Genomic DNA, 26101 nt, shown 5'->3' with positions numbered 1-26101 from the left:
ATATTCACCCATGAAAATGCATCAGTCCCCATTGGAAAAGCACATGAACGCCCACAGCCTTTTGATCCGGTTTCGTTACGCACTGCATCACAGCCGTCTGATGCAGATTGCGACGCTGGTCGGTTTCTGGCTGGCGGGTGAGCTTTTCGTCCGCCTCGTCGGTCTGCCTCTGCCGGGTGGCATTGTCGGTATGGCGCTGGTGCTGGCGCTGCTCCTGAGCGGTCGTGTTAGCTTGTTCAGCATGAAGCGCGGCGCAGAATGGTTTCTAGCAGAAATGTTGCTCTTCTTCGTTCCCGCAGTGCTTGCAATTCTCGAGCATAAGGAACTGCTCGGTCTGCTCGGTCTGAAAATCATGGCTGTGATTTTGCTCGGCACGTTGACGGTCATGAGTGTCACCGCACTGACGGTTGATCTCTGCTACCGCTGGAGCCTGCGTTATGTCGCTAAGTAATCCGCTTGTTGCGACGCTTTTCTGGTCTGCCGCGACGATCCTGCTTTATCTAGCTGCCAAGCGCGTCTATCGCCGCTTTCCGATGTGGTGGTTGACGCCGCTCGTTGTTACGCCATTGTTGCTGATAGCGCTGGTCATTGGGCTCAATCAGAACTATCGCGGCTATTTCGGTGCTACCCACTGGCTGGTTGCGCTGCTTGGACCTGCAACGGTTGCTTTTGCGGTCCCGATTTACCAGCAGCGCGCAACGATCCGCCGCTATTGGCCGGTGCTTCTGGCCGGTGTGGTCGTCGGAAGTTCGTCTGCCATGGCTTCCGCATGGGGTCTGGCGCATCTGCTGGGCCTCAACGAAGCAATCAGCCTCAGCCTGATGCCACGTTCAATGAGCACACCGTTTGCGATGACCGTCTCTGGCGACATTGGTGGAACGCCTGACCTGACAGCAATCTTCGTGGTGCTGACAGGTGTGTTCGGTGCAGCTCTCGGTGAAGTCATGCTCAACTGGCTGCCGATCCGCTCCGCGCTGGCACGCGGAGCCCTTTTCGGTATGGGTGCGCACGGAGCCGGTGTGGCCAAGGCCCACCAGATCGGTAGCGAAGAAGGTTCGATTGCCGGGCTGGTCATGGTGCTTGTTGGCCTCGTGAATGTGCTTGCTGCTCCCCTGATTGCCCACTTTTTGTGAGAGCCTAATTTTACAGGCCATTCTTTAAAAACGCCCGGTTTCCGGGCGTTTTCTGTATTAGCGAATCTGCCTTTTTCTTGAGCATCAACGTCTTTGCATAACTGATATGCATTAATGACCGTTGCTGCAGTGAAGGGGGGCGGGTAAATATCTCTTCATCGAGTTCACTCCTCCTCCCAGAACTCGATAAGGAATGCGGCACTCCTCCTCCCAAGCCGTATTCAAGATCAGGCCGCGCATCCTCCTCCCGCGCGGCCTTTTTCTTTTTTAGCTCCCCTGCATCCTGCTTCGCTTTCAACTCCGTGCGTTGACAATGCGTAACTGCATAGCCCCATAGGCAAGCTGCAGCATCTGCTCTATCTCTGATTCAAGTTTTGAATCGGGGAGACAGTGTCCATGACAAGCGGCATCCACCACATCACCCTCATCACCCGAAAAGTGCAGGCGAATGTCGATTTCTATGCCGGCTTTCTGGGGCTGCGTATCGTCAAGCAAACAGGCGGGTTCGAGGATGCCGAGCAGCTGCATCTGTTCTATGGCGACCGCTCGGGCACGCCCGGATCGTTGATTACGTTTCTGGTCTGGGAAGATGGTGCCAAGGGGCGTGTTGGCCACGGTCAGGTCAGCGAAATCGCGCTTGCCATCGATCGCACGGCCATCGGTTTCTGGCTCGAACGCGCCTTGCGTTATCATGTGCCTTCCGAAGGACCGGTTCAGGAGTTTGGCGAACCTGTTCTGCGCCTGCGCGATCCCGACGGTGTGATCGTCAAGCTTGTCGGCTGCGATCTTGCCGCCAATGATGCGTGGGAAAGCGAAGGCATTCCGCCAGCTTGCGCCGTCAGGCGTTTGCGTGCCGCGACTATTCTGTCCGAAGCGCCGGAACAGACGGCAGGTTTCATCGAACGTTATTTCGGTTTCAGGCCTTCGGCGAAAGAAGGCACGATAGATCGTCTTCTGTCGGATTCCGGCGACGCCATCGATGTGCGTGACGCCGGCGGCTTCTGGCCGGGCATCCCCGGCACGGGCATTGCCGATCATGTCGCTTTTCGTGCTGCAGATACTGGCGACGTGGAAATGGCGGAGAAGGAGCTTTCCAAGCTTAATTCCAGCGCCGTCAATGTGCACGACCGCAAATATTTCACGTCGCTCTATGTTCGCGAACCGGGCGGAACGCTGTTCGAATTTGCAACTGATGCACCGGGCTTTGCAATAGACGAGCCGGTCGAGAAACTGGGCCAGTTCCTGTTTGTGCCGCCCGGTAATGAAGAAAAGGCCGATGCCATTCGGGCACGAATGCCGCAATTCGCTCTGCCGGGCGAAGAGCGCGTCATCTATCGTGATCTGCCTTTCGTTCATCGGATACACCAGCCGGAAGACCCGGATGGCAGTACACTGGTGCTTTTGCATGGCACTGGTGGAAACGAAAACGACCTGATGCCGTTCGCCCGCAAGGCTGCGCCGCGCGCAACCCTTCTGGGGGTACGGGGACGCAGCACGGAAGAGGGTATCCAGCGCTGGTTCCGCCGCTTCGATCTGAAAAAATTCGATCAGGCCGATATTCAGTTTGAAGCGCAGGCATTCGAGGCTTTCGTTGAAGGTGCCGCCGCCGCTTATGGTATCGATTTGAATCGGACAGCCTTTATCGGGAACTCCAACGGCGCAAATTTGCTGGCGGCTTTCATACGCCTGCATCCGCATGTGGTTCGCACGGCGGTTCTTCTGCGCGGTCAGGAGGTTCTGGAGGAGCAGCCCGATGGTGCGGATTTGTCGGATGCTTCAGTGCTTTTGATGAATGGTGCTTCCGATCCGTTCGGCGATGAGACCGGAACGCTGGAAAAAGTCCTGAGAGACGACGGGGCGGCGCTTACCATCAGCACGGTCGAAGCAGGGCATGCACTCATCGATGAAGATATCCTCATTGTAAGCGACTGGCTTCGGGACAAGATATAAATAAAAGGGCCGCGGAGAATTCCGCAGCCCTTTTACTATATTAATCGAGGGGCTTCAGGTTACGCTCGATGGCTTCGCGCTTTCCTTCGAGGAAAGGTGGAAGCGACAGGCTCTCGCCAAGGCTTTCAAGTGGTTCATCAACAGCGAAACCCGGACCGTCGGTAGCGATTTCGAACAGGATACCGTTCGGCTCGCGGAAGTAGAGCGAGCGGAAGTAGTAACGTTCCACTTCGCCGCTTGACGGCATGCGCACGGACCGCAGACGGTCGACCCATTCCTGCATGCTTTCCTGATCCGGCGTGCGGAAGGCCACATGGTGCACGGCGCCCGCACCCTGCCATGCAGTCGGCAGGTTCGGCTGTACCGCGACATGCAGTTCGGCGGCGGCACCGCCCGGCCCCATGGAGAAGACATGGACATGGCCTTCGCCGTCAGGCGAAGCGTAATCGCCGGTCTGGCGCATGTTCATGACCTTTTCCAGAATGATCTGGGTCGGCGCCAGTTCGGGAACGCTAAGCGTAATCGGTCCGAGACCTCTGATCTGCCTTTCAGCAGGCACGGGACTCCGGTCCCAGCTATGTGCCTCACCCGCGCCGCCATCATCGGTCAGGCGCAAGCGCTGCCCTTCCGGGTCTTCGAAGTCGAGAGCAGCCCGTCCCGCGACCTCGAAAATATCGCCCGTCTGGACGCCTTTATCGTTAAGGTGCTTTCGCCACCAATCGAGACTTTCGACACCGTTCACACGCAAACCGGTGCGGGCGACGCTGTTGGTGCCGCGCTGTTCGCGCTGTACCGGCCAGTCGAAAAAGGTGATGTCCGTGCCGGGCGAAGCCAGCCCGTCTGCGTAGAACAGATGGTAGGCGCTGGTGTCGTCCTGATTAACGGTTTTCTTGACGAGCCGAAGCCCGAGCGTGTCGGTATAGAAGCGCCGGTTGCCGGGCGCATCGGCGGTAATGGCTGTCAGATGGTGCAGCCCTGTCAGTTCCAATGCCATAATGTGCCTCCTTCAGAAACGGAGTTGCTGTTGGGGGATATATCGGTCTGGGCTGATCGTGAGGAAAGTATCACCTGTTGAACAGTGTGTAACCCATAAGCCGCAATCGCCTTGCGTTCCGACAACGGTGGATAATTGGGGCTTGGCAGAAGGTTTCAGGTAAAGAATATATTAACCCTCAAAGTTCGGGTGTAATACCAAAACTAGATGAGTTTGACCCATCGAGTTTTGGTTAAGCCTGTGCGGCGATTGAGCATTTTCAGGGCGTGATGCGTCAGCATCTCAGCGCCCTCGTATAAGAGACCTGCTGGCGTAGCGTTGAGGGAGTTTGGTTTTGCGGCGCGTTTTTTCTCAGACTGCCCCTGCGTTGCTTGTTCTTTTGTCTGTGCTTGCCGGTTGCGCCAGCCGGCCTGAAGGCGTGCTTATCCCGGTCGGCGATGTCGCTTCGCCCGGTACGACGAAGGTGAATCTTGTCGTTGCCACCACGCGCCGTCCGTCTGATAATCCCGGCATTCTTTTCTCCGGCGAACGCGACAAGCTCGTGTCGCTCAACGAGATCGTTGTGTCCATTCCGCCGGAAAAGAACCGCAAGGCGGGTGAAGTGCAGTGGCCCAAGAAGCTGCCGCCAAATCCGCAGAAGGATTTCACCACCGTCAGCGTGACACCGGTCAAGACCGATGTGGAAATGGCAGGCTGGGTCCGCCCGCATCTGACTAAAAGCCGCCGCGTAATGGTGTTCGTGCACGGCTTCAACAATACGTTCGAGGATTCCGTCTATCGCTTTGCGCAGATCGTGCACGATTCCGGTGCCGATGTTGCACCGGTGATCTTTACCTGGCCATCGCGCGCCAGTGTTTTCGACTACAACTACGACAAGGAAAGTACCAATTATTCCCGCGATGCGCTGGAACAGATCTTGCGCGCCATCGCGCGTGAACCCGAGGTCAAGGATATCACTGTCATGGCCCATTCGATGGGCAGCTGGCTGACGGTTGAGGCTCTGCGGCAGATGGCGATCCGCGACGGTCGCGTCAATGCCAAGATAACGGATGTCATTCTGGCATCGCCCGATCTCGACGTCGATGTGTTCTCCAAGCAGTTCCTTGCCATGGGCAAGCAGCATCCGCGCTTCACGTTGTTCACGTCGCGGGATGACAAGGCGCTTGCATTGTCACGGCGCATTTCGGGCAATATCGACCGTCTCGGCCAGATCGATCCGTCAATCGAGCCTTATCGCTCCGAGCTGGAAAAAGCAGGCATCACCGTTATCGACCTGACACAGCTGAAGGCGGGTGACCGTCTCAACCATGGCAAGTTTGCTGCAAGTCCGGAAGTCGTGCAGCTGATCGGTCAGCGCCTTGTTGCAGGCCAGACCATCACGGATTCGCAGGTGGGCCTCGGTGATCGTCTGGGGGCGGTAGCGATGGGTACGGCACAGGGTGTCGGCACGGCTGCCTCGCTGGTGGTGACAGCGCCGATTGCCGTGTTCGATCCGAACACGCGCAAAACCTATGACGAGCAGATTGACCGTTTCGGTCGTGCTGTCGGCAATACGGTTGGCGCGGTAACTACCCCCACGCAGTAAAGTATGCTGACAGCGTTCTTTCCTCTGCAGTTGTCATATTTGAGCTGACGCTGTAGGACTCGCGGCCAACAAATTCGGGCCGCGAGGAGGACCTCATGCAGATCATCCGCACCATTGAGGAATTGCGTCAGGTTTTGGCACCAGCAAGGCGGGCTGGAAAACGCATCGGCTTCGTGCCGACCATGGGCTACCTCCATAAAGGCCATCTTGAACTGGTTCACCGCTCCAGAGCGGAAAATGACGTGACCGTCGTGTCCATCTTCGTCAATCCGTTGCAATTCGGCGCGAATGAAGACCTCGACAAATATCCGCGCGATCTGGAACGGGATGCCACTCTGTTGCGCGGAGCGGATGTCGATTATCTTTTCGCGCCAGCGGTCAGCGACATGTATCCGCAGCCGATGCAGACGGTGGTGGATGTGCCAACCCTCGGCAACCAGATGGAAGGCGAGGCGCGTCCCGGCCACTTCGCCGGTGTTGCGACGGTGGTGAGCAAGCTCTTCAATATCGTCGGCGCGGACACCGCCTATTTCGGCGAAAAGGATTTTCAGCAACTCGTCATCATCCGCCGCATGGTGGAGGACATGGCCATTCCGGTGCGAGTGGTCGGCGTCGAGACGGTGCGGGAGGATGACGGGCTCGCCTGTTCGTCCCGCAATGTCTATCTAACGCCCGAACAACGCGCCGCCGCCATCATCGTACCGAAGGCACTCGATGAGGCCGAGCGACTTTATCGGTCCGGCGTGGATGATCCCGATGCGCTGGAAGCGGCAATTCGCACTTTCATTGCCACGGAACCGCTGGCGACGCCGGAAGTGGTGGCACTCCGCGATCCGGTGACGCTTGAGCGCCTGACATCGGTTCAGGGGCGTCCGGTGCTCGTCGCGCTGTTCGTGCGGCTTGGCACGACGCGGCTTCTCGATAATCGCGTGATCGCGCATGTCGCGCAGGAACAGGCGGCCTGAGATGAGCGCATCCGTTAAACAGAAGCGACTGACGCCGAAGGCCATTTCGGCCCTCAAGGGCGAGCGCCCGATTGTCAGCCTCACCGCCTATACGACACCGATTGCGCGTCTGCTCGATCCGCATTGCGACCTGCTGCTGGTGGGGGATTCACTCGGCATGGTGCTTTACGGCATGGATTCCACCCTTGCTGTCACGCTCGACATGATGATCGCCCATGGGCAGGCGGTGATGCGCGGGGCCGAGAGGGCCTGCGTCATCGTCGACATGCCGTTCGGTTCCTATCAGGAATCAAAGGAACAGGCGTTCCGCAATGCGGCTCGTGTGATGCAGGAAACCGGCTGCGACGGCGTCAAGCTCGAAGGCGGCGAGGAAATGGCCGAAACGGTCGCATTCCTCGTCAAGCGGGGTATTCCGGTGTTCGGTCATGTCGGGCTGATGCCGCAGCAGGTCAATACGGTCGGCGGTTTCCGCTCACTTGGACGTGGCGACGAGGAAGCCGACCGGATTCGCCGCGATGCACAGGCCATTGCCGATGCCGGTGCTTTCGCGCTGGTCATTGAAGGTACGGTGGAGCCGCTGGCGCGAGAGATTACCGCAGCGCTTGCCATTCCGACGGTTGGCATTGGGGCTTCGGCTGCCTGTGATGGACAAATACTGGTTTCAGACGACATGCTGGGGCTGTTTCAGGATTTCACGCCGCGTTTCGTGAAGCGTTTTGCGCAATTGGCGCCGCAGATTTCCGATGCAGCCAAAGCCTATGCCGAAGAGGTGCAGGCGCGTGCATTTCCGGGGCCGGAGCATGTTTTCGGCGCGAAACCCAAGGGCTGAATAGCAAAACCTGTGCCGTATGGCGGTAGCGCCTTGTATTTATTCGTCAATCGCGTTCAATGTCGGAACTGTTTTCCGGAGTTGCCGTGACCGACGATATTGCCCATACCGAACTGATTGCCGTGCTGACGGCTGTGACCAGTGAACAGCCGCGCGTCATGACTGTGCGGCAGGGACAAGCTTTACCGTCGGGTCCGTTCGAAAGCGAGCATCGTTCTCTGCAATCGGGTCTGCGCGCCTGGGTGCAGTCGGAAACCGCACATCCGGTCGGTTATCTGGAGCAGCTTTATACCTTTGCCGACCGTGACCGCCATGCGCAGGGTGAGCGCATCATCTCGATCAGCTATCTGGGCCTCGTGCGCGAAAGCGATGCGGCGGCGGGGCAGGCGGGCTGGCGCGGCTGGTATGATTATCTGCCGTGGGAAGATCACCGTCAGGGCGAACCGGCGATCATGGAGCATCTCAACAATGCGCTGCTTGTCTGGGCCTATCGGGCCGAAACGCCGGAGCTGACAGCGCAGCGCATGCGGCGCATCGCTTTCACCTTCGGCTTTGAGAGCGGAGAGTGGAGCGGGCGCTGGAACGAAGACCTTGTACTGCAACGTTATGAGCTGCTGTTCGAGGCTGGTCTGGTGGCCGAGGCCGGAATGAAGGAAGACGAGAACGGCCGCTCCATGTTTGCCGATCATCGCCGTATCCTTGCCACGGCAATTGCGCGGCTGCGTGCCAAGATCAAATACCGCCCGGTGGTGTTCGAGTTGATGCCGGAAAGTTTCACCCTGCTGCAGTTGCAACGCACCGTCGAGGCGTTGGCCGGCTTGCGCCTGCACAAGCAGAATTTCCGCCGCCTGATCGAACAGCAGGATCTCGTCGAGGAAACCGGCGAAAGCGACAGCGAAACCGGCGGTCGCCCGGCAAAACTGTTCCGTTTCCGCTACTCGATTGTCGAGGAACGCGCCCTTTCCGAGCGCCATCTGGCTGGTGCCAAGCTGCCAATCTCTCGCGATTGACAATATACTCGAATCGAGTATAACTTCGCAAAAATGAAATACTCAAGTTGAGTATAATGGATGCACTCGGGAGATCACCCATGAACGATCATGTTTCCGTCTCGCAACTCTATGATCGCGTGGCCAAAGTCCTGCCGAAGGCGGAGTGGCTGGGCTTCGAGGACGACGTTGCGGCGATCCTCGAACTGAAGAAAAAGCGCAATGCGGTTATCCTTGCGCATAATTACCAGACACCGGAAATCTTCCATTGCGTGGCCGATATTGTCGGCGACAGTCTGGCGCTGGCGCGCAAGGCTGCGGAGGTCGATGCCGATGTGATCGTGCTGGCGGGCGTGCATTTCATGGCCGAAACGGCCAAGCTGCTCAATCCAGGCAAGACAGTGCTGATCCCGGATATGGGGGCGGGCTGTTCGCTGGCCGACAGCATCACGCCGGAAGATGTGGCGTTGCTGCGTGAAGCGCATCCCGGCGTGCCGATCATTACTTATGTCAACACATCCGCTGCCGTGAAGGCGGCATCCGATATTTGCTGCACCTCCGGCAATGCCAAAAAGGTGGTGGAATCGCTCGGCGTGCCGCGCGTGCTGATGATCCCCGACGAGTTTCTGGCGCAGAATGTGGCGCGCGAAACCGATGTCGAAATTCTCGCCTGGCATGGCCATTGCGAGGTGCATGAACGCTTCACCCCCGACGATATTCGCGAATTGCGCGAGAGCCACCCCGGTGTGGTGGTTCTGGCCCATCCTGAATGCCCGCCGGACGTGGTGGAAGCTGCCGATTTCGCCGGGTCCACGGCGGTCATGTCGGATTATGTCGGCGAGAAAAAGCCGCAGCGTGTCGTGCTTTTGACCGAATGCTCGATGAGCGACAATGTCGCTGTCGATCACCCCGATGTCGAGTTCATCCGCCCGTGCAATCTCTGCCCGCATATGAAGCGGATCACGCTTGCCAACATTCGCGATGCGCTGGAAAACAATCGCCATGAAGTGACCGTCGAGGCAGCACTGATGGAGCCTGCCCGGCGCGCCGTCGAACGGATGCTGGCGGTATGAACACGGCCCCGCTCCCGGTTCTCGTCATCGGCAGCGGTCTTGCCGGTCTGATGACGGCGCTGACACTATCTCCGCAGCCGGTGTTGCTGGTGACAGCGGGAAGCCTCGGCCTGTCCGGTTCCAGCATGCTGGCGCAAGGCGGCATTGCCGCAAGTGTTGGCGCGGATGACAGCGCGGCGCTGCATCTGGCCGATACGATTGCGGCTGGCGACGGCCTGTGTGACCGGGGCGTGGCTGCGGAGATTGTGGCGGCAGGCGCGGAAGTCATTGCCGCGCTGGAAGCGCATGGCGTGCACTTCGACCGCAAGGCGGACGGTTCGTTTTCGCTCGGTCTGGAAGCCGCCCATAGTCGCCATCGCATTGTGCATGTGGATGGCGACGCGACGGGGGCGGGCATCATACGAGCTTTAACCGCAAAGGTTCTGGCAACGCCTTCGATCACAGTTCTGGAAAACACCCGCGCCCTGCGTTTGATCAAGCAGGATGGCCGTGTGGTCGGTGCCTGTCTTGAAAATCTCGGACCGGTTGCAGCAACCGCCGTGGTGCTGGCGACGGGCGGGATCGGCGGACTTTATAAGGCAACAACCACGCCGCTTGGCAATCTCGGCCAAGGTGCCGCTCTGGCAGGCCGCGCTGGCGCTGTGCTTGCCGATATGGAATTCGTGCAGTTCCACCCGACCGCGCTTGCCGTTTCTGCGCCGCGTCTGCCGCTGGTTAGCGAAGCGGTGCGCGGGGAGGGCGCTAAGCTCGTCAATGATCGTGGCGAGCAGTTCATGGCTGATATTCCGGGCCGTGAGCTTGCGCCCCGTGATGTGGTGGCGCGTGCCATTGGCAACGAGATTGCACAAGGGCGCAAGGTCTATCTGGATGCGCGCGCGGCTCTGGGTGCGCGTTTTGCAACCCGGTTTCCCGGTATCGACGCGCTTTGCAAACAGCATGGCATTGATCCGTCCAGTGATATGATCCCGGTCAGACCGGCCACGCATTACCATATGGGCGGCATCAGGACCGACGCCGACGGGCGCAGCAGTCTGCCGGGGCTGTGGGCTGTGGGCGAAGCGGCCTGCACCGGCCTGCACGGCGCCAACCGGCTGGCCAGCAATTCGCTGCTTGAAGCTGCCGCCATGGGGCTACGCGTCGCCCGCGCGCTTGGCTGTGAAGAGGCGGCCGCCGTGCGGCATCCCGTGCCGGTCAGCCTGCCGCAGAGCGCCGATCCCGAACCGGCGCGGCGCGTCGTTTCCAGCCATCTTGGCCTGCTGCGTGATGAAGAAGGTTTGCGCTCTGCAATCACCACCCTTCTCCCCCTCGCGGAGACCGACGATGCCGCAGCCGTGGCGCTGGTTGCTGCGGTTGCGGCATATGAACGGCGCGAGTCGCGTGGCAGTCATGCCCGCACCGACTATCCCGCCAAAATTGCGGCTCCAGTCCGCAGTTTTTTCACCTTTCCGGCAGCTTTCGCACTGGCACGCGACATTGCCGCGCCTCACCCTGTTACAAGGACTGCATGATGAACCTGCCGCGCTTGTCTCCGCTTGTCGTCGAACCGCTGGTGCGCGCTGCGCTTCTGGAAGATCTGGGGCTTGCTGGTGATATTACCAGCAATGCGGTGGTGCCGGAAGAACACTGCTCGGCCATGCTGTTCAGCCTGCGCCAGCCGGGCGTTATCGCCGGGCTGGACGTGGCTGAAATGGCATTTCGTCTGGTCGATCCGGATGTCACATTCGAACGTCTGGCGCGGGACGGTCAGTCTCTTGAAAAAGGGGAGGATGTCGCCCGGGTTTCCGGCTCGTCCCGCTCTATACTCGCAGGAGAACGGACGGCGCTGAATTTCCTTGGCCATCTGTCCGGCATCGCCACGGCGACGACTAATCTGGTCAAGGCTGTGGCTGGCACAAAGGCCTCCATCGTCTGCACCCGCAAGACGACGCCCGGTCTGCGCGCCTTGCAGAAATATGCAGTCCGGGCAGGCGGCGGCATGAACCACCGTTTCGCGCTCTATGATGCGGTGCTCATCAAGGACAATCATATCGCCGTTGCGGCCGGTGTGCGCGAGGCTATCGAACGCGCCAAGGCCGGTGCTGGTCACATGGTCAAGATCGAGGTCGAGGTCGATACGCTGCAACAGCTCGAGGAGGCGATGGCCATTGGTGTGGACGCTGTATTGCTCGACAATATGACGCCTGCGCAATTGCGCGAGGCGGTCTCGATTATCGACGGCCGCGCCATTTCCGAAGCCTCGGGCGGCATTACGCCGGAAACGGTGGCGGCGGTTGCAGCCAGCGGCGTTGATTTGATCTCGGTTGGCTGGACCACGCACAGCGCGCCGAACCTCGATATCGGGCTCGATTTTGAACTGAATAGCTGAGGCTTTACGTCTTGTGTGGACAGGCGCAATATCTCCCACATAGACAATGTCCAAACGTGCTTCGCTGTAAAACCTAGTCCGTCGCTAAGGGTTAGGTCTCGCACATTCATGGCGATAACTGCCTCCATACTCGTGCAAGAATCCTACATGCAAAAACATGATTGAATAATTCATGTTTTCGTGTCACACAGTGACTGACTGATAGTCAGTCATGAGTCGTGCGGTGGTTCTGCAACTTGCTTGTGTGCGTGCCGGTTGCCGGATCGCCGTCACGGCTCAAAGCGGCATTGCCACAGAGAGTTTGATGGATATCGAGCAGGAGGGAAGCGTGATGCTTCACCATACGGAAAATTGGCCTTACGTGGTCACCTTGTCGAAGGGCGCATCGACCTTGGACGAAACGCGTGAATTCTTTGATGTCTGGAATCGATGGCTTGATGAGGGAAAGCCCTTCATCACGATTCGCCGTTTTCTGGACGAGGATGCACTTGCGCATCCCGAAGGTTCGGCACGGGAAGTGAAACAATGGTTGCAGCAGAATGCGCAGCGTATTCGCGAACAGGTGCTGGGCATGGTGAACATCGTTCCGGAATCTGTTTATGAACAGGCAAGCCGCATGGATGCAGAAAAGCTGTTTCGCGTCCCCGCGGGCACATTCTCCAATGTCGATGCGGCGCTGCATTGGCTGGAAGATAGGGTCATTCGACCAAATCAGCTTGATTTTGACAGGGCGGCGATCCGGGATAAATTGGCAGCGACCTGAAGTTTTGGAGATTGATTTGCCTTCCACTGCCATCAAGCCCAAGCCCCGCACCAAACCAGCGGAAATACGTCGCGACGAGCTGATGGCTGCAGCCGAAGCCCTCTTCCTCGAAAAGGGCTTCGCGGCGACAAGCGTGGATGAAATCGTGCGTCTGGCGGACGTCGCCAAAGGTACGTTCTACCTGCATTTTCGCAGCAAGGACGACATCCTGCTTGCCTTGCGGGAGCGATTTGTCGATGGGTTTTGCGAGCGATTGGAGCGTCAACTCGGTCTACTTCCCGCCGACGACTGGCAGGGAAAACTGGCTGCATGGGCCGAGACCGGAATTGCCGGCTATCTCGACAACTACAAACTCCACGACATGGTGTTCCATGATTTTCACCCGCCCATGCGTCGCATGAAGCAGGAAAATCCGGCAATCGTCCGGCTCGATGCGTTGTTAACCGACGGTAATGCTGCAGGCGCATGGAAAATCGCCGATACGCGTTTGACGGCTGTACTTCTGTTCAATGCGCTGCACGGTGCGGTCGATGAGATCATCTCCAACCCGGATATGATGGATCGTGCCGAGATGATCGCCGGTGTGAAGACGTTTTTCCTGCAGGCGGTACGATCTCAATAAGTACAGTTAAAGAAAAAGGGAGGCCGACGCCTCCCTCTATTCATTTTCCAGCGCTTGTGGCAGGGCTTACTTTTCAACAAAAGCCTTTTCGATGACGTAATGTCCGGCTTCGCTCTGGCTGCCTTCCTTGAAGCCGCGTTCTTCCAGAATCTGCTTGGTTTCGGCCAGCATTTCCGGGCTGCCGCAGAGCATCATGCGGTCGTCATCGTGGTTGAATTCCGGCAGACCAATATCGGCAAAGAGCTGACCCGAACGAATGAGGTCGGTCAGGCGGCCACGATTCTTGTAAGGCTCACGTGTGACGGTCGGATAGTAGATGAGCTGGTTCTTGACCATTTCGCCGAGGAATTCATCCTGCGGTAATTCATTGGCGATGAAGTCCGTATAGGCAAGCTCTGCCACCTGACGTACGCCATGAACGAGAATAATCTTCTCGAAACGTTCATAGGCTTCCAGATCACGGATGATCGACAGGAATGGGGCGAGACCGGTGCCGGTCGAAAGCAACCAGAGATTTTTTCCGGGCTTCAGATTGTCATAGAGCAGCGTGCCGACCGGCTTCTTGGACAGGATGATCTGGTCACCAACCTTCAGGTGCTGAAGCTTTGAGGTCAATGGACCGTTCGGCACCTTGATCGAGAAGAATTCCAGACCGTCTTCGTAAAGGCTCGAGGCAATCGAATAGGCGCGTGTGAGCGGCTTGCCGTTCACTTCCAGGCCCATCATGATGAACTGGCCGCTCTGGAAGCGAAAACCGGGGTCGCGCGTCGTGCGGAAGGAAAACAGCGTGTCGGTCCAGTGATGGATGTCGGTGACGGTTTCCTGATTGAAGTTGCTGCTCATTTTCGGAACTGTCTCTGTCTTGCTCCAGCACCGCTTGGGAGGACGGCGCCTATGGAATGGATTGGTCGGTTCGGTTTCTATCGGTCATTGCTGCATTTTGCCCGCAGTCGTGCAGCTCCGTGGAGACTGCATCCGCTGCGGGCAAAACGCCTTGATCACAATCAATGTAAGCGCGTCATGCTGCCTTCAGGGTGGCTTCCGCGAATTCGTAGTTGGCCAGCTTGTCGAGGAAATTCGTTACATAGTCAGGCCGACGATTACGGAAATCGAGATAATAGCTATGCTCCCAGACATCAAGCCCTAATAGTGCCTTGCCTTCGCCTGTTGCCAGCGGGTTGGAGCCATTTGGCGTCTTGGTGACCTTCAGCTTGCCGTCATTGGCCAGAACCAGCCATGCCCAGCCCGAGCCGAACTGGCCGACGGCCGCAGCCTTGAAGGCTTCCTTGAACTGGTCGACGCTACCGAAATCCTCGACGATCTTCTTTTCCAGAGCGCCAGGCAGGCGGCCGCCGGTTGCCGACAGGTTCTGCCAGAACAGATCGTGGTTCCAATGCTGGCCGGCATTGTTGAACACGGGAGCTAGATCAGCCTTATCCTTGGCGAAGAGGATGATTTCTTCGAGCGACTTGCCCTTGAGCGCGTCATTTTTTTCCACGAAACCGTTGAGTGCCGTCACATAGGCCTGATGGTGCTTGCCGTGGTGCAGCTCAAGCGTTTCCGTGCCCATTCCGGCGCCTTCGAGCGCGTTGGTTGCAAAGGGAAGTGGTGGCAAAGTGAAGCTCATTTTAAAACTCCTGATCGCTTGAGCATAATCACCGTTCAGCATCCTGAGGATCTATCCCGGTGTGGACTCTGGCTTTGACGAAAGCCGGTTTGAATATTGAAAATTCAGAATTATCTTGCTTCGACAGGCCTGATCACCTATTTAACAAGATAATCCTTCTTTAAATAGAGAATGGCACATATGTCAAGGAATGACTTTCTAAATACCGATGAATTGGGAGCACGTTCTCCCGCGGAGAGGATCATGCTCTCGCTCAAGATGCGGGGAGCGCAGACCGCCGCGACCATCGGGGAACATTTGGGAACCACAGGTGAGGCCGTTCGCCAACAGCTCGTGCGTCTGGTAGAGGAAGGGCTTGTTTCCTCACATTCCGTATCCCAAGGCGTTGGTCGCCCTTCGTTGTTCTGGGATCTTACCGAAGCCGGTAACAAACGTTTCCCCGATACGCATGCCGATCTGACGGTTCAGCTTCTTCATTCGGTGCGTACCATTCTTGGTGACGATGCGCTGGACACGCTGATCGCCCATCGCGAGACCGAGACGCGCCGTCAATATCAGACACGGCTGAAGGATTTGTCGCTCGACCAGCGAGTGAAGGAACTTGCCGACATTCGTTCCGCCGAAGGCTACATGGCTGATGCCGAAAAGCGGGACGATGGTTCCTGGCTGCTCATCGAAAATCATTGTCCTATCTGCGCCGCTGCAGATGCCTGTCAGGGCTTCTGCAGATCAGAGCTTCAGGTATTCAGGGCCGTGCTTGGCCCTGATGTTTCTGTAAATCGCACCGAGCATATTCTGGCCGGTGCGCGGCGCTGTGCTTACGTTATTGCGCCGACCGCCTAACCATCCTTTTAGCACTATGCCGGTTGCGGCTGTCTCGCGCTGCGGACCAGAGCGAGTGCCGACACGAATGCCAGTGCAGACAGAATGGCAAAGCCGGAGAAGAGCCAAAGTGCGGCATGTGCAGTGCCGGTAAATCCGCCGGGATTGGTGAGGCCAGCCATATTGGCAACCATTCCTGCAAGTGCTGCGCCAAGGGCGGTCGTGAAAAGCTGCACCATGGTCACGGATGCGGAAGCCAGATTCTGATCCTCTGCGTCGGCACGCTTGAAAATGCGGGTCAGCAGGTGCGGCCATGTCAGGCCAACGCCAAAGCCGATGACGGCCAGCGCGATACAGATCGGCAGCAGATCGTACCAATGTCCTTCGCTGCCAGCCGGAATGAGAACGGCCAGCGTAACCATGCCCGCCACGCCCATGACGGGGGCGGCCAGAATGACACGGTCGGTACGCCCGGCGGCAATCCCTGACGATCCGATGGAACCAAGTGTCCAGCTGCCGCCCATGATGGCTGCCAGATAACCCGCAACAAGCGGCGACTGGTTGTGCAGCACCTGAAAGAACAGCGGCACGAAGACTTCGGAACTGGTGACGGATGCGCTGAGGAAGGCGAGGGTCAGATAAAGCGCGCCGAGTTTCTGGATGCTGAACGAGCCTTTCGGCAGAATGCGCCTGCTGGCTTTCTTTTCCACGGCTGCGAGGAGAAGCAGCAGAATAATGGCAAGCGCGACGCCTCCGGCATTGAACGCCAGTTCGGATGAAATACTTCCAGCAGAAACGGCGAGGACTGCAGCGGTCAAAAGGATGAGCTGTGGCCAGGCAAGCCGGTCATTGCTGGCGGCGGAGCCGGATTCACGTGGCAGCACCGTCATAGCCATGATGGTGAACACAGCAATCACCGGCGCGAGCGACCAGAAGGCGGCACGCCAGATGCCAAGCTCCGCAAAAACACCGCCGATGGCAGGGCCGACAAGTGTGGCCACGCCCCACATGCCGGAAACGAGGCCAATGGCGCGTGGCCACAATGCTTCGTCGAAAACGATGCGGATCATGGAATAGGAAAGGGCGAGCATCATGCCGCCGCCAAGACCCTGTATGGCGCGCCCCGCCAGCATGACAGGCATAGATGGAGCCAGACCACAGGTCAGGGTTCCGGCAGCGAAGATTATCGCCGCGATCAGATAGGCGCTGCGCGGGCCTGCCTGGGAAAGCAGGCGCGGCACGAGAGCCGAGCCGAGAATGGATGCAGTCACGAACAGCGCCGTGTTCCACGCATAATAGTCCATGCCGCCAATGTCGGCGACGACTGTTGGCAGAATGGTTGTAGCGATGAACACGTTGATGGCATGAAGCGCGACACCGCCGACAAGCGTCAGCGAGACGATAGCGTTTCTGCCTGCGAACAGGTCTCCCCAACCGGCGGTCGGCTTCTGATCCTGCATTTCATTTTCCTTTGACTGTCATCGTGCGGGCGAAAGTCTGAATGAGGTCGCCCCGAACATGGAGAAAATGGCTACGCCCGGGGCTGTAATTTGTCAAGCAAATGCTTGTTTAATTAATTTGATGATACTTCTGGGATTGTAGCGAGCCCTATCGGCCGGCAGAAGCCATTTGTCCGGGCAAAGACTTTCAATGAAAACGGCAGGGCAAGGGGTAGCGCATGTCTCCCGAAAGCGGGAACCAGTTTCGGGATAAAGACATGCGTAAAAACAAACAGATAGAGCGGTTCCAACGACTTCTTATCAACCGGAACCGCTCTAGAAGAGGGAAGGGGTTCAAATTCCTGCAGAAAGCTCTATATGAAGCTCACCTGCTGAAGGTCGGGAAGTAATCCGCGATAGCTTGTGGGGAAATTTTTTCCCGATAATGCTGTGGCGGATTTGTGTTTCTGTCACAAGCTTCCTATAAGCCTTCGAATAATTTGGGAAACCACCTGTGTGTTTCCTCAACTTGGCAAACCAGCCTTGCTGGCGAGGCCAGATTTCCCCTTTGGACGACCCGGAACTCTCATGATCCAGACGCCTTACTACCTGATCGACAAGACCAAGCTGAAGCGCAACATGGAAAAGGTTGCCTATGTGCGCGAAAAGTCCGGCGCCAAGGCTCTGCTGGCGCTGAAATGCTTTGCCACGTGGTCGGTGTTTGATCTGATGAGCGAATATATGGACGGCACCACGTCGTCATCGCTCAATGAAGTGCGTCTCGGCCATGAAAGATTTGGCGGCGAAACCCATGCCTATAGCGTGGCCTATGCTGATAACGAGATCGACGAAGTTATCAGCCACGCCGACAAGATCATCTTCAATTCGATCGGTCAGCTGGAGCGTTTTGCCGACAAGGCAGCGCATATCAAGCGCGGCTTGCGTCTGAACCCAGGCGTTTCGTCTTCGACCTTTGATCTGGCTGACCCGGCGCGTCCGTTCAGCCGTCTTGGCGAATGGGATGTTGCGAAGGTCGAAAAGGTCATGGACCGCGTGACCGGCTTTATGATCCATAACAATTGCGAAAATTCCGATTTCGGTCTTTTCGACAAGATGCTGACCGATATCGAAGAAAAGTTCGGCTCGCTTCTGCATCGTGTCGAATGGGTCAGCCTTGGCGGCGGCATTCATTTCACCGGTGAGAATTATCCCGTCGATGAATTCTGCGCGCGCCTGAAGGCGTTTTCGGAAAAGTTCGGCGTGCAGGTCTATCTGGAGCCGGGCGAAGCCTCGATCACCAAGACCACGACGCTGGAAGTGACGGTTCTTGACACGCTTTATAACGGCAAGAACCTCGCCATCGTCGATAGCTCGATCGAAGCACATATGCTCGATCTGCTCATCTATCGCGAAAAGGCGAAGATGGCGCCCAACAATGGCGGGCACAGCTATATGGTTTGCGGCAAATCCTGCCTTGCTGGCGATATTTTCGGCGAGTTCACTTTCGACAAGGAGCTCTCCATTGGGGACCGCCTCTCATTTGAAGATGCAGCCGGTTATACCATGGTCAAGAAGAACTGGTTTAATGGCGTGAAGATGCCAGCCATTGCCGTGCGTGAACTCGATGGCAGGGTCAAATTAGTCCGCGAATTTGATTATGCGGATTTTGAAGGGTCGCTTTCTTAAAGATCCTTTTGCAGCCCTCAAACTGCAATGAATTCATGTGTTCCGGGTGAGAAGGCAATCGGGACGGTTAACAGATGGCGGGTAACCGCTGGAAGAGGAAGCATCGACAGAAAATGAAGAAGAACGTTCTCATTATCGGCGCCGGGGGCGTGGCACAGGTTGTTGCACATAAATGTGCGCAAAACTCTGACATATTGGGCGATATCCATATTGCGTCCCGCACGGTTGAGAAATGCCGCAAGATTATCGATAGCGTGCATGAAAAGAAGAGCCTCAAGACCGAGGTGAAGCTGGAAGCGCATGCTTTGGACGCGCTGGATATTGAAGCCACCAAGGCTCTGATCCAGAAGACGGGCGTTCAGATCGTCATCAATGTCGGCTCGGCCTTCCTCAATATGTCGGTCCTTCGCGCCTGTATCGATACGGGCGTGGCTTACATGGACACCGCGATCCATGAAGATCCGAAGAAGATCTGCGAAACCCCGCCATGGTATGGCAACTACGAATGGAAGCATCTCAAGGAATGCGAAGAGAAGGGTATCACCGCCATTCTCGGCATTGGCTTTGATCCGGGCGTGGTTAATGCCTATGCACGTCTGGCTGCTGACGACTATCTCGATGAAGTCAAATCCATCGATATCGTCGATATCAATGCCGGTTCGCATGGCCGCTGGTTCTCGACCAACTTCGACCCGGAAATCAACTTCCGCGAATTCACCGGCACGGTCTATTCATGGCAGGGCGGTCAGTGGCAGTCGAACAAGATGTTCGAAGTCGGCCACACCTTTGACCTGCCTGTCGTCGGCCCGAGCAAGGCTTATATGACTGGTCATGATGAAGTGCATTCGCTGTCTAAGAACTACCCGAACGCAGATGTGCGTTTCTGGATGGGCTTTGGCGATCACTATATCAACGTCTTTACGGTGCTGAACAATCTGGGCCTCCTGTCCGAACAGCCGGTCAAGACTGCCGAAGGTCTGGAAGTCGTGCCGCTCAAGGTGGTCAAGGCCGTTCTGCCTGATCCATCGTCGCTGGCACCAGACTATACCGGCAAGACCTGCATTGGTGATTTCGTCAAGGGCACCAAGGACGGCAAGGAGAAGGAAGTCTTCATCTATAACGTTGCCGACCATAAGGACGCTTACAACGAAGTGGGTTCGCAGGGCATTTCCTATACCGCTGGCGTTCCGCCGGTTGCGGCCGCAATCCTGATCGCCTCGGGTGAATGGGATGTGAAGAAGATGGTGAATGTGGAAGAGCTTAATCCAAAGCCGTTCCTCCACATCCTCAACCAGATCGGCCTGCCATCGCGCATCAAGGATGAAGACGGCGACCGCGCACTCGACTTCGCGTAAGCCTCATCTGAATGAGTAAAGAAAACCCCGCCCAATGCCATGCTTTGTGCGGGGTTTTTTATTGGCGCTTTGCTCTGGCTTACTCTGGCATATTTGGCCAGGTATCCGAGAGACGATACCCACTCGGAAACGGATCGCTCGGATCGAGCATGAGCTGCGAAGTTCCCGTCACCCAAGCGCGACCGGAAATGATGGGGCTGATGGCCGGTTTGCCACCAAGCTCCAGAGCCTTGTCCAATCGACAATGAAACTCCGTGCCCAGCACGGACTTCCCGATAAATTTCTCTCCGACCTTCATCTGGCCTTTCGCGTGCAGAACTGCCATGCGCGCCGAGCAGCCAGTGCCGGTCGGGGAACGGTCGAGTTTGGCCGGGCGAATGGCAACGGTGTTCACGCCAGTCAGCACATCGCCGTCGCGCGTAACCGGCTCGGTGATCTGGCAGAAGGAAATGTGGTTCCAGTCTTTTTCAGGATGGCGGAAACCAAGCTGCTCGTTGGCGGCTTTGGTAATCTTCACGCCAATTTCGGCAAGTTCCCGCGCCTGGCCCGGCTCGATCTTCATTCCGATAGAAGCTGCATCGACAATGACGAAACTGTCACCGCCATAAGCCGTGTCGACAATGATCGTGCCAAGGCCTTCAACTTCCAATGAGACATCCAGACGGTCAGCGAAAGATGGAACGTTGCGCACACTGATGCGCTCGGCCTTGCCGTTGCGACATTCGGCTTCCACTTCAATGATTCCGCCCGGCGCCTCCAGCACCATGCGCGTCACGGGTTCCTGCATCGGGATAATGCCGCTATCCAGCAAAACGGTGGAGACGCAGATTGAATTGGACCCGGACATGGGCGGCGTATCGGCTGGCTCCATGATGATGAAACCCATCTGCGCCCGCGGGTCTTTTGGTGGCACCAGCAGATTGACATGGCGAAACACACCGCCGCGCGGCTCGTTCAGCACGAAATTGCGCAGGGTCTCGTCGCTGGCGATGAAGCGCGACTGCTCCCACACAGTCTTGCCGGGAGGAGGGGCCACGCCACCGACAATGACATCACCGACTTCGCCTTCTGCGTGACAGCCGACAATATGGATGACTTTGGTGCTGCGCATGACGCCTCCTGCAATTAATGCAATCATTCCTATCGGTTAGGGCGTTAGCGTCAATCCTTTATCGGACGGGCAATTGCGCTTTCGCGTCAGAATGAGGATTCCATTCCCCTCAGTGTCAGGAGATGAAAAATCCATTCCGAGATGTGTTGCTTCTTTAAGCAAGTCTGATATCCATTGTGCTCTTATTTTGTGCAAATCGATGCGCAGCCCGCTTGGCTCCGGATCAGTTTCTGGAACATACACAACGTTCCCGTTAGAAATTGAGCAACCCGAAAAGTTGGGGTGTGATCGCTCTCTTGGCGATGGACACCCTTAGCCGGCATGGGACGGTCGATGATCGTATTTCCGCGCCTCTTCTCAGATTGACATGGTCTCTGATGTTCCGGGGCGTGGCCTCATTCAAATGGAACATCCGGCGGATTGACGGCCCCGGATGCTTCGGGGAGCGGACAATGGACAGGACAATCGATGCGGGCTTTCGGGGGCCGCATGAATCCGGCACGCAACGCTGGGGCAGGGAGATGGCGGCAGCGTTGAAGCTTGGCTGGCCGCTGATCTTCACCAATCTTTCGCAGGCAGCGCTGACTGCAACCGACGTCATCTTCATCGGCCGTCTTGGAGCGGATACGCTCGCTTCGGCACTGCTGGCGACCAGCTTCTATCATACGCTCATGATCTTCTCGATGGGGCTCGTTTCGGCCGTCATGCCGATGATCGCCATCGCGCTTGGCAAGAACCGTCATTCGGTTCGCGATGTGCGCCGCACGGTGCGACAGGGACTATGGACGGTCATAATGATCTCGATCCCGGTCTGGATCGTGCTCTGGCATTGCGAGGAGATATTCCTGTTTCTCGGCCAGCGCCCGGATATAGCTGCCCGATCGACGGATTTCATGCACACGCTGCAATGGGCATTGCTGCCTTATCTCGGATATATTGTTCTACGCTCGTTCTTTGCGGCGATGGAAAAGCCGATGTGGACGCTTCTTATTGCGGCCCTTGCCATCGGCTTCAACGCGCTTGCCGGCTGGACGCTGATATTCGGTCACTTCGGTTTCCCGCGCATGGAACTGCACGGCGCCGGTATCGCCACAACAGCGTCAAGCACGATGATGTTCCTCGGGCTTGCATTCATCACGGTGCGTCACCACCGCTTCCGCCGCTATCACCTGTTTGGCCGCTTCTGGCGTCCCGACTGGGCGCGCCTGCGTGAACTATGGCGCATTGGTATTCCAATGGCGCTGACATTCGTGTTCGAGACTTCGATCTTCTATGCTGCAGTGGTGATGATGGGCCGCATCGGGCCGACGGCCATGGCGGCTCATGCCGTGGCGATCCAGATTGCATCGCTCAGCTTCATGGTGCCACTCGGTTTCGGTCAGGTTGCAACCGTGCGCGTGGGCCGTGCCTATGGCCGCGGCGACCCTCAGGCTGTCGCCTATGCAGGCTGGAGCGCCTATGCGCTCGGCGTCGGTTTCATGGCCGTGATGGGGCTTCTCATGGTTCTCATCCCGCGCGTGTTCATTGGTGTTTTTCTCGATCTGCACGATCCGCAGAACCTGCCAGTGATGGAACTGGCTGTCACATTTCTTGCGCTGGCGGCTCTCTTCCAGATCGTTGACGGTGCACAGGCCGTTGCCGCGGGCATGTTGCGCGGATTGCGCGATACACGCATTCCGATGTTCCTGGCGCTATTCGGCTATTGGGGTGTGGGTTTGCCGTTGGGTGCCTTGCTTGCATTCCAGTTTGAACTGGGTGGGGTCGGTATCTGGCTCGGCCTTGCCGCCGGTCTCGGTATTGTCTCGGTATTGATGACGCTGCGATGGCGCAGGCATCTCGCGCATATCTCGGCGCATCCGGCCTGACAAAAGAAAAAGCCATACGCCCGTCGGGCGTATGGCTTTTTCATCAAAGTTTTGAAGCTTACTTCGTCAGTGCGGTGATGCGGTCAAGCGCTGCGCCGAAGCCCTTCAGCGAAACCTTGAAGGCGACCGGCTGGCTTGGGCTCAGGGCTGTTGTGGTGACGTTGATATTGGTGCCAGCCTTGAGAGCTGCAACCTGCTTTGCTTCGAAGCTGACCGGCGCCAGGCAACCCTGCGGCAGGCAGGTAGAGAAAGCGAGGTTCGGTCCGGCAACTTCGTCGATCTTGAGAGCTGCGCCCTTGGCAAGATCAAGGCCAAATGGCATCAGCAGAACACCTTCGACCTTACCTTCCACATTGCGCAATTCCGCGGTCAGAACGCGCTGGCCGGTCTGCGTGCTGCTCTGGTCCTGACGCATCACACAGATGCTTGTTTCCTTCTGGCTCTGACAGGAAACGGTCCAGTCTTGGTAAGTCTCCTGAAGGGTGCTAGCTCCACCTGGAAGTGGAGCCGCAAAGGCCGAAGCGCCGGAAATGGTTGCAAGCGTGAATGCAAGACCGATTACGCGATAGCTTTTCATAAAAAGATTCTCTCTGAAATTAATGAGCCCCAGAACCGTATACTCGGACGCACTGTCCAAGAAAACATTATTGAACATAAAATATTCGTGTCTTCAACTATGAATTATTATTTATATTTCAGTTATATAAGAAAAGAATAATATATTATTGGTTGTGCAAGCGTCTTTTTCTTGGGGCAAGGTTTTGCTGATTGTCCCCTTTTCCTCATCAAGCCGGAACTCTAAAGTCGCCTGGGAAAAGTCGGCTCGTTGTGCCGGGAGGAGAAGTCGTGACGCTACGCTATCAGATCGTTGCACTGGCGATTGTGCCCCTTATCGTGGCTATTCTGACGGTCACGGCCTTCATTACCTGGCAGTCGGCAAATCTTGTGCAGAGCAGTATCGCGACCTTCGAGAAGAATATGCTGAAGGCCAAGGAGACTGAGCTTCTCAATCTTACCAACCTGGCGCTTTCTTCCATCCAGCAGATTTACGACGATGCAGGCCCCGACGATACCGCTGCCATGGAAAAGGTGCGGAAGATTCTGACCTCGCTCGATTATGGTCGCGACGGCTACTTCTTTGTCTATGACTATGACGGCAACAATGTCGTCCATCCTCGCCAGACATTTCGGCCCGGCCATAACTGGCTCGATCTTGTTGATCCTGATGGAGATCGCGTTATTGCCAATCTGATTGACAAGGCGAAGGAAGGTGGAGGACTGCACCAGTATAAATGGGAAAAGCCGTCAAGCGGCGAAATGGCGGACAAGCTCTCCTTCGCTGTCGGACTGAGCAAATGGAAATGGATGCTCGGAACTGGCGTCTATCTTGACGATGTCTATGTGCAGACTGCTGCCGCCAACGCCGATTTCCGGGCCAATATCCGAACGACATTCCTGATCGTCAGTCTGATCGCCGTGCCAGCTGTGATGCTCGTCTTCGCGACCTGTATGCTGCTCAATCTGCGCGAGCGACGTATGGCTGATAACAAGCTGAAGGAGCTGGCGCAGCGCATCATCGATACGCAGGAGGAGGAACGGGCACGTCTGGCGCGTGAACTGCATGACGGCATTTCCCAAAATCTCGTCGGCGTTCGCTATGCCATCGATTTAGCAAGCCGTCAGGTGCGCATGGACAGCGGAGGCGCGCCGCTTGCGATCGAGAAGGCATCGGATGCGCTCAATGGTGCAATCAAGGAGGTGCGGCGGCTTTCGCATGATCTGCGTCCGCGCATTCTGGACGATCTTGGCCTGACCGTTGCGCTCAAGGCTTTGTGCGAACATTTTTCGGAGCGGACCGGCATTGAAACGCAGCTCGAAGCAAGCGGACTAAACGAGACGCTGAAGCCGGAGGCAAGCACGGCGCTTTATCGCGTCGTGCAGGAAGCGCTCACCAATGTCGAGCGCCATTCCGGGGCAAGCCAGGTGAGCATCCGCCTCTGGGGTTCCGGCGGCAAGGTGACGATGACAGTCGCCGATGACGGCAATGGTTTTACCGCGCGTGATCTGAAAGATCAGCTTTCAGGGCTTGGCTTGCGAAATATGCAGGAGCGGATGGCGCATTTCGGCGGTGTGCTCTTGGTTGAAACCGGCGCAGATGGTACGCAGCTCACCGCGCGCTTGCCGAAATCGGCAACAGAGAGAAAGCGGGAACCGGAAGTCGCATGACGAATGAATGCAAGATTCGCGTATTGCTCGTGGATAATCATCCGCTGGTTCTGGATGGTTTGCGGGCTGTACTCGAAACCTATGACGATATCGATATTGCAGGCGCGGCTTCCAACGCGCGTGCTGCACTGGAGCTGGCGCTGACCGTTAATCCCGATGTGGTTTTGATGGATATCAACATGCCACTTCTCAACGGTATCGACGCTATCGAACTGTTCAAGAAACAATTGCCGGGCATTCGCATCCTCATGCTGTCCATGCACGACAGCCGCGAATATATCTCGACCTCCATCATGCGCGGAGCTTCCGGCTATGTGTTGAAGGATGTGTCCACCACTGAAATCGTCGCCGCCATTCATGCGGTCGCTTCGGGTGGAACTTATTTCTCTTCCGGTGTTTCGGAGGCGCTGCTCGACAGCGGCGACAGGAAATCGGAAGGGCTGTCGGTCCGCGAAAACGATGTTCTGGTGCTGGTGGCCGAAGGTGGAAGCAACCGCGAAATTGCAATCAGGCTCGGCATTTCGGAGGCGACGGTCGAAACTCATCGCAAGAATATCAAGAAGAAGCTCGGAATAGCCAGCACTGCCGGGCTTACGCGCTACGTCATCGAGAACCGGTTGCGCCTGTCTTCGCAATAGCTGTCGTCGCAATAGCGGATATTCCGTTCGTCTCCCGATATTGCCTTACCCACTAATGGGTAGG

Annotated in this window: 24 protein-coding genes; 18 read left to right on the top strand and 6 right to left on the bottom strand. The window is 57.1% G+C overall.

What is annotated here, in order from left to right; genetic code table 11:
- Positions 1 to 43: 43 nt before the first annotated feature.
- The 3 genes from AC1RHM_RS16255 to AC1RHM_RS16245 all read left to right on the top strand — a co-directional run bounded on the left by AC1RHM_RS16255 (position 44) and on the right by AC1RHM_RS16245 (position 3083).
- Positions 44 to 451 carry a CidA/LrgA family protein gene (locus tag AC1RHM_RS16255; RefSeq protein WP_010658242.1) on the top strand — a complete coding sequence of 136 codons (408 nt, stop codon included), beginning with the start codon at positions 44 to 46 and terminating at the stop codon, positions 449 to 451.
- Complete coding sequence (locus tag AC1RHM_RS16250; protein ID WP_010658243.1) at positions 438 to 1133, top strand: LrgB family protein; 696 nt, start codon at positions 438 to 440, stop codon at positions 1131 to 1133. The genes AC1RHM_RS16255 and AC1RHM_RS16250 overlap by 14 nt, the downstream gene beginning before the upstream one ends.
- A 396-nt stretch (positions 1134 to 1529) precedes the next feature.
- The gene (locus AC1RHM_RS16245; RefSeq protein WP_010658245.1) at positions 1530 to 3083 is read left to right on the top strand and encodes a VOC family protein; all 1554 of its coding nucleotides are present in this window, start codon (positions 1530 to 1532) and stop codon (positions 3081 to 3083) included.
- Between the two features lie 40 nt (positions 3084 to 3123).
- Here AC1RHM_RS16245 and AC1RHM_RS16240 read toward each other — a convergent pair whose 3' ends face one another.
- Entirely contained in the window at positions 3124 to 4077 is a 954-nt protein-coding gene (locus AC1RHM_RS16240) for a ring-cleaving dioxygenase (RefSeq protein ID WP_010658246.1), read from the bottom strand.
- A 334-nt stretch (positions 4078 to 4411) separates the two neighbouring features.
- Here AC1RHM_RS16240 and AC1RHM_RS16235 point away from each other — a divergent pair, with 334 nt between their 5' ends.
- The 9 genes from AC1RHM_RS16235 to AC1RHM_RS16195 all read left to right on the top strand — a co-directional run bounded on the left by AC1RHM_RS16235 (position 4412) and on the right by AC1RHM_RS16195 (position 13268).
- Positions 4412 to 5662 (top strand): alpha/beta hydrolase, encoded by a 1251-nt coding sequence (locus AC1RHM_RS16235; RefSeq protein ID WP_010658247.1) that lies wholly within the window; start codon positions 4412 to 4414, stop codon positions 5660 to 5662.
- Between the two features lie 95 nt (positions 5663 to 5757).
- Positions 5758 to 6627 (top strand): pantoate--beta-alanine ligase, encoded by an 870-nt coding sequence (panC, locus tag AC1RHM_RS16230; protein ID WP_010658248.1) that lies wholly within the window; start codon positions 5758 to 5760, stop codon positions 6625 to 6627.
- Between the two features lies 1 nt (position 6628).
- Positions 6629 to 7456 (top strand): 3-methyl-2-oxobutanoate hydroxymethyltransferase, encoded by an 828-nt coding sequence (gene panB / locus AC1RHM_RS16225; RefSeq protein ID WP_010658249.1) that lies wholly within the window; start codon positions 6629 to 6631, stop codon positions 7454 to 7456.
- Positions 7457 to 7515: 59 nt separating this feature from the next.
- Positions 7516 to 8466 (top strand): NUDIX hydrolase, encoded by a 951-nt coding sequence (locus tag AC1RHM_RS16220; protein WP_010658250.1) that lies wholly within the window; start codon positions 7516 to 7518, stop codon positions 8464 to 8466.
- A gap of 80 nt (positions 8467 to 8546) precedes the next feature.
- Positions 8547 to 9518 carry a quinolinate synthase NadA gene (gene nadA, locus AC1RHM_RS16215; protein ID WP_010658251.1) on the top strand — a complete coding sequence of 324 codons (972 nt, stop codon included), beginning with the start codon at positions 8547 to 8549 and terminating at the stop codon, positions 9516 to 9518.
- Positions 9515 to 11026, top strand: a complete 1512-nt coding sequence (locus tag AC1RHM_RS16210) for an L-aspartate oxidase (protein WP_040129900.1) — start codon at positions 9515 to 9517, stop codon at positions 11024 to 11026. The genes nadA and AC1RHM_RS16210 overlap by 4 nt, the downstream gene beginning before the upstream one ends.
- Positions 11026 to 11883, top strand: a complete 858-nt coding sequence (nadC, locus tag AC1RHM_RS16205) for a carboxylating nicotinate-nucleotide diphosphorylase (protein WP_010658253.1) — start codon at positions 11026 to 11028, stop codon at positions 11881 to 11883. The genes AC1RHM_RS16210 and nadC overlap by 1 nt, the downstream gene beginning before the upstream one ends.
- A gap of 211 nt (positions 11884 to 12094) precedes the next feature.
- Entirely contained in the window at positions 12095 to 12646 is a 552-nt protein-coding gene (locus AC1RHM_RS16200; protein WP_010658254.1) for a hypothetical protein, read from the top strand.
- 16 nt (positions 12647 to 12662) lie between these two features.
- Entirely contained in the window at positions 12663 to 13268 is a 606-nt protein-coding gene (locus tag AC1RHM_RS16195; protein WP_029375887.1) for a TetR/AcrR family transcriptional regulator, read from the top strand.
- Positions 13269 to 13334: 66 nt separating this feature from the next.
- On the opposite strand, the gene AC1RHM_RS16190 is transcribed toward AC1RHM_RS16195, so the two are convergent.
- Positions 13335 to 14111, bottom strand: a complete 777-nt coding sequence (locus tag AC1RHM_RS16190; protein WP_010658256.1) for a ferredoxin--NADP reductase — start codon at positions 14109 to 14111, stop codon at positions 13335 to 13337.
- A 175-nt stretch (positions 14112 to 14286) separates the two neighbouring features.
- Positions 14287 to 14895 (bottom strand): superoxide dismutase, encoded by a 609-nt coding sequence (locus AC1RHM_RS16185; RefSeq protein ID WP_010658257.1) that lies wholly within the window; start codon positions 14893 to 14895, stop codon positions 14287 to 14289.
- 243 nt (positions 14896 to 15138) lie between these two features.
- On the opposite strand from AC1RHM_RS16185, the gene AC1RHM_RS16180 reads away from it, so the two are divergent.
- Complete coding sequence (locus AC1RHM_RS16180; RefSeq protein WP_010658258.1) at positions 15139 to 15738, top strand: helix-turn-helix transcriptional regulator; 600 nt, start codon at positions 15139 to 15141, stop codon at positions 15736 to 15738.
- 14 nt (positions 15739 to 15752) lie between these two features.
- Here the strand turns inward: AC1RHM_RS16180 and AC1RHM_RS16175 are convergent, their stop codons facing one another.
- Positions 15753 to 17177 (bottom strand): MFS transporter, encoded by a 1425-nt coding sequence (locus AC1RHM_RS16175; RefSeq protein ID WP_010658259.1) that lies wholly within the window; start codon positions 17175 to 17177, stop codon positions 15753 to 15755.
- Between the two features lie 567 nt (positions 17178 to 17744).
- Between AC1RHM_RS16175 and nspC the strand changes: the two genes are divergently transcribed.
- A complete protein-coding gene (nspC, locus tag AC1RHM_RS16170) occupies positions 17745 to 18842 on the top strand; it encodes a carboxynorspermidine decarboxylase (protein WP_151576877.1) in 1098 nt (365 codons plus the stop codon).
- A gap of 113 nt (positions 18843 to 18955) precedes the next feature.
- Positions 18956 to 20197 (top strand): saccharopine dehydrogenase family protein, encoded by a 1242-nt coding sequence (locus tag AC1RHM_RS16165; RefSeq protein ID WP_010658261.1) that lies wholly within the window; start codon positions 18956 to 18958, stop codon positions 20195 to 20197.
- A 79-nt stretch (positions 20198 to 20276) separates the two neighbouring features.
- Here AC1RHM_RS16165 and AC1RHM_RS16160 read toward each other — a convergent pair whose 3' ends face one another.
- Entirely contained in the window at positions 20277 to 21308 is a 1032-nt protein-coding gene (locus AC1RHM_RS16160; RefSeq protein ID WP_010658262.1) for a trans-3-hydroxy-L-proline dehydratase, read from the bottom strand.
- 452 nt (positions 21309 to 21760) lie between these two features.
- Here AC1RHM_RS16160 and AC1RHM_RS16155 point away from each other — a divergent pair, with 452 nt between their 5' ends.
- On the top strand, positions 21761 to 23173 hold the full coding sequence (locus tag AC1RHM_RS16155; RefSeq protein ID WP_010658263.1) for an MATE family efflux transporter: 1413 nt from the start codon (positions 21761 to 21763) through the stop codon (positions 23171 to 23173).
- A gap of 58 nt (positions 23174 to 23231) precedes the next feature.
- Here AC1RHM_RS16155 and AC1RHM_RS16150 read toward each other — a convergent pair whose 3' ends face one another.
- Positions 23232 to 23750 (bottom strand): invasion associated locus B family protein, encoded by a 519-nt coding sequence (locus AC1RHM_RS16150; protein WP_010658264.1) that lies wholly within the window; start codon positions 23748 to 23750, stop codon positions 23232 to 23234.
- A gap of 269 nt (positions 23751 to 24019) precedes the next feature.
- Here AC1RHM_RS16150 and mctS point away from each other — a divergent pair, with 269 nt between their 5' ends.
- Together mctS and mctR are read left to right on the top strand one after the other, a co-directional pair.
- Positions 24020 to 25399 carry a two-component system sensor histidine kinase MctS gene (gene mctS / locus AC1RHM_RS16145; protein WP_010658265.1) on the top strand — a complete coding sequence of 460 codons (1380 nt, stop codon included), beginning with the start codon at positions 24020 to 24022 and terminating at the stop codon, positions 25397 to 25399.
- Entirely contained in the window at positions 25396 to 26037 is a 642-nt protein-coding gene (mctR, locus tag AC1RHM_RS16140) for a two-component system response regulator MctR (protein ID WP_010658266.1), read from the top strand. Before mctS ends, mctR begins: the two co-directional genes overlap by 4 nt.
- Positions 26038 to 26101: the final 64 nt, after the last annotated feature.

The organism is Brucella sp. GW823-FHT04E01, assembly GCF_058796175.1.
The sequence above is the reverse complement of the archived record's forward strand: the minus strand, read 5'-3'. Positions and strand labels throughout refer to the sequence as shown.

Bases quoted from the DNA above. Each gene is read 5' to 3' on its own strand.
- AC1RHM_RS16155 (WP_010658263.1), top strand. From the start codon at position 21,761: ATGGACAGGACAATCGATGCGGGCTTTCGGGGGCCGCATGAATCCGGC.
- panB (WP_010658249.1), top strand. From the start codon at position 6,629: ATGAGCGCATCCGTTAAACAGAAGCGACTGACGCCGAAGGCCATTTCG.
- AC1RHM_RS16180 (WP_010658258.1), top strand. From the start codon at position 15,139: ATGCTCTCGCTCAAGATGCGGGGAGCGCAGACCGCCGCGACCATCGGG.
- AC1RHM_RS16210 (WP_040129900.1), top strand. From the start codon at position 9,515: ATGAACACGGCCCCGCTCCCGGTTCTCGTCATCGGCAGCGGTCTTGCC.
- AC1RHM_RS16150 (WP_010658264.1), bottom strand. From the start codon at position 23,750: ATGAAAAGCTATCGCGTAATCGGTCTTGCATTCACGCTTGCAACCATT.
- AC1RHM_RS16240 (WP_010658246.1), bottom strand. From the start codon at position 4,077: ATGGCATTGGAACTGACAGGGCTGCACCATCTGACAGCCATTACCGCC.
- AC1RHM_RS16165 (WP_010658261.1), top strand. From the start codon at position 18,956: ATGAAGAAGAACGTTCTCATTATCGGCGCCGGGGGCGTGGCACAGGTT.
- AC1RHM_RS16190 (WP_010658256.1), bottom strand. From the start codon at position 14,111: ATGAGCAGCAACTTCAATCAGGAAACCGTCACCGACATCCATCACTGG.
- AC1RHM_RS16200 (WP_010658254.1), top strand. From the start codon at position 12,095: ATGAGTCGTGCGGTGGTTCTGCAACTTGCTTGTGTGCGTGCCGGTTGC.
- AC1RHM_RS16250 (WP_010658243.1), top strand. From the start codon at position 438: ATGTCGCTAAGTAATCCGCTTGTTGCGACGCTTTTCTGGTCTGCCGCG.
- AC1RHM_RS16175 (WP_010658259.1), bottom strand. From the start codon at position 17,177: ATGCAGGATCAGAAGCCGACCGCCGGTTGGGGAGACCTGTTCGCAGGC.
- AC1RHM_RS16220 (WP_010658250.1), top strand. From the start codon at position 7,516: ATGTCGGAACTGTTTTCCGGAGTTGCCGTGACCGACGATATTGCCCAT.
- nadA (WP_010658251.1), top strand. From the start codon at position 8,547: ATGAACGATCATGTTTCCGTCTCGCAACTCTATGATCGCGTGGCCAAA.
- AC1RHM_RS16255 (WP_010658242.1), top strand. From the start codon at position 44: ATGAACGCCCACAGCCTTTTGATCCGGTTTCGTTACGCACTGCATCAC.
- mctR (WP_010658266.1), top strand. From the start codon at position 25,396: ATGACGAATGAATGCAAGATTCGCGTATTGCTCGTGGATAATCATCCG.
- AC1RHM_RS16160 (WP_010658262.1), bottom strand. From the start codon at position 21,308: ATGCGCAGCACCAAAGTCATCCATATTGTCGGCTGTCACGCAGAAGGC.
- AC1RHM_RS16185 (WP_010658257.1), bottom strand. From the start codon at position 14,895: ATGAGCTTCACTTTGCCACCACTTCCCTTTGCAACCAACGCGCTCGAA.
- panC (WP_010658248.1), top strand. From the start codon at position 5,758: ATGCAGATCATCCGCACCATTGAGGAATTGCGTCAGGTTTTGGCACCA.
- nadC (WP_010658253.1), top strand. From the start codon at position 11,026: ATGAACCTGCCGCGCTTGTCTCCGCTTGTCGTCGAACCGCTGGTGCGC.
- AC1RHM_RS16245 (WP_010658245.1), top strand. From the start codon at position 1,530: ATGACAAGCGGCATCCACCACATCACCCTCATCACCCGAAAAGTGCAG.
- nspC (WP_151576877.1), top strand. From the start codon at position 17,745: ATGATCCAGACGCCTTACTACCTGATCGACAAGACCAAGCTGAAGCGC.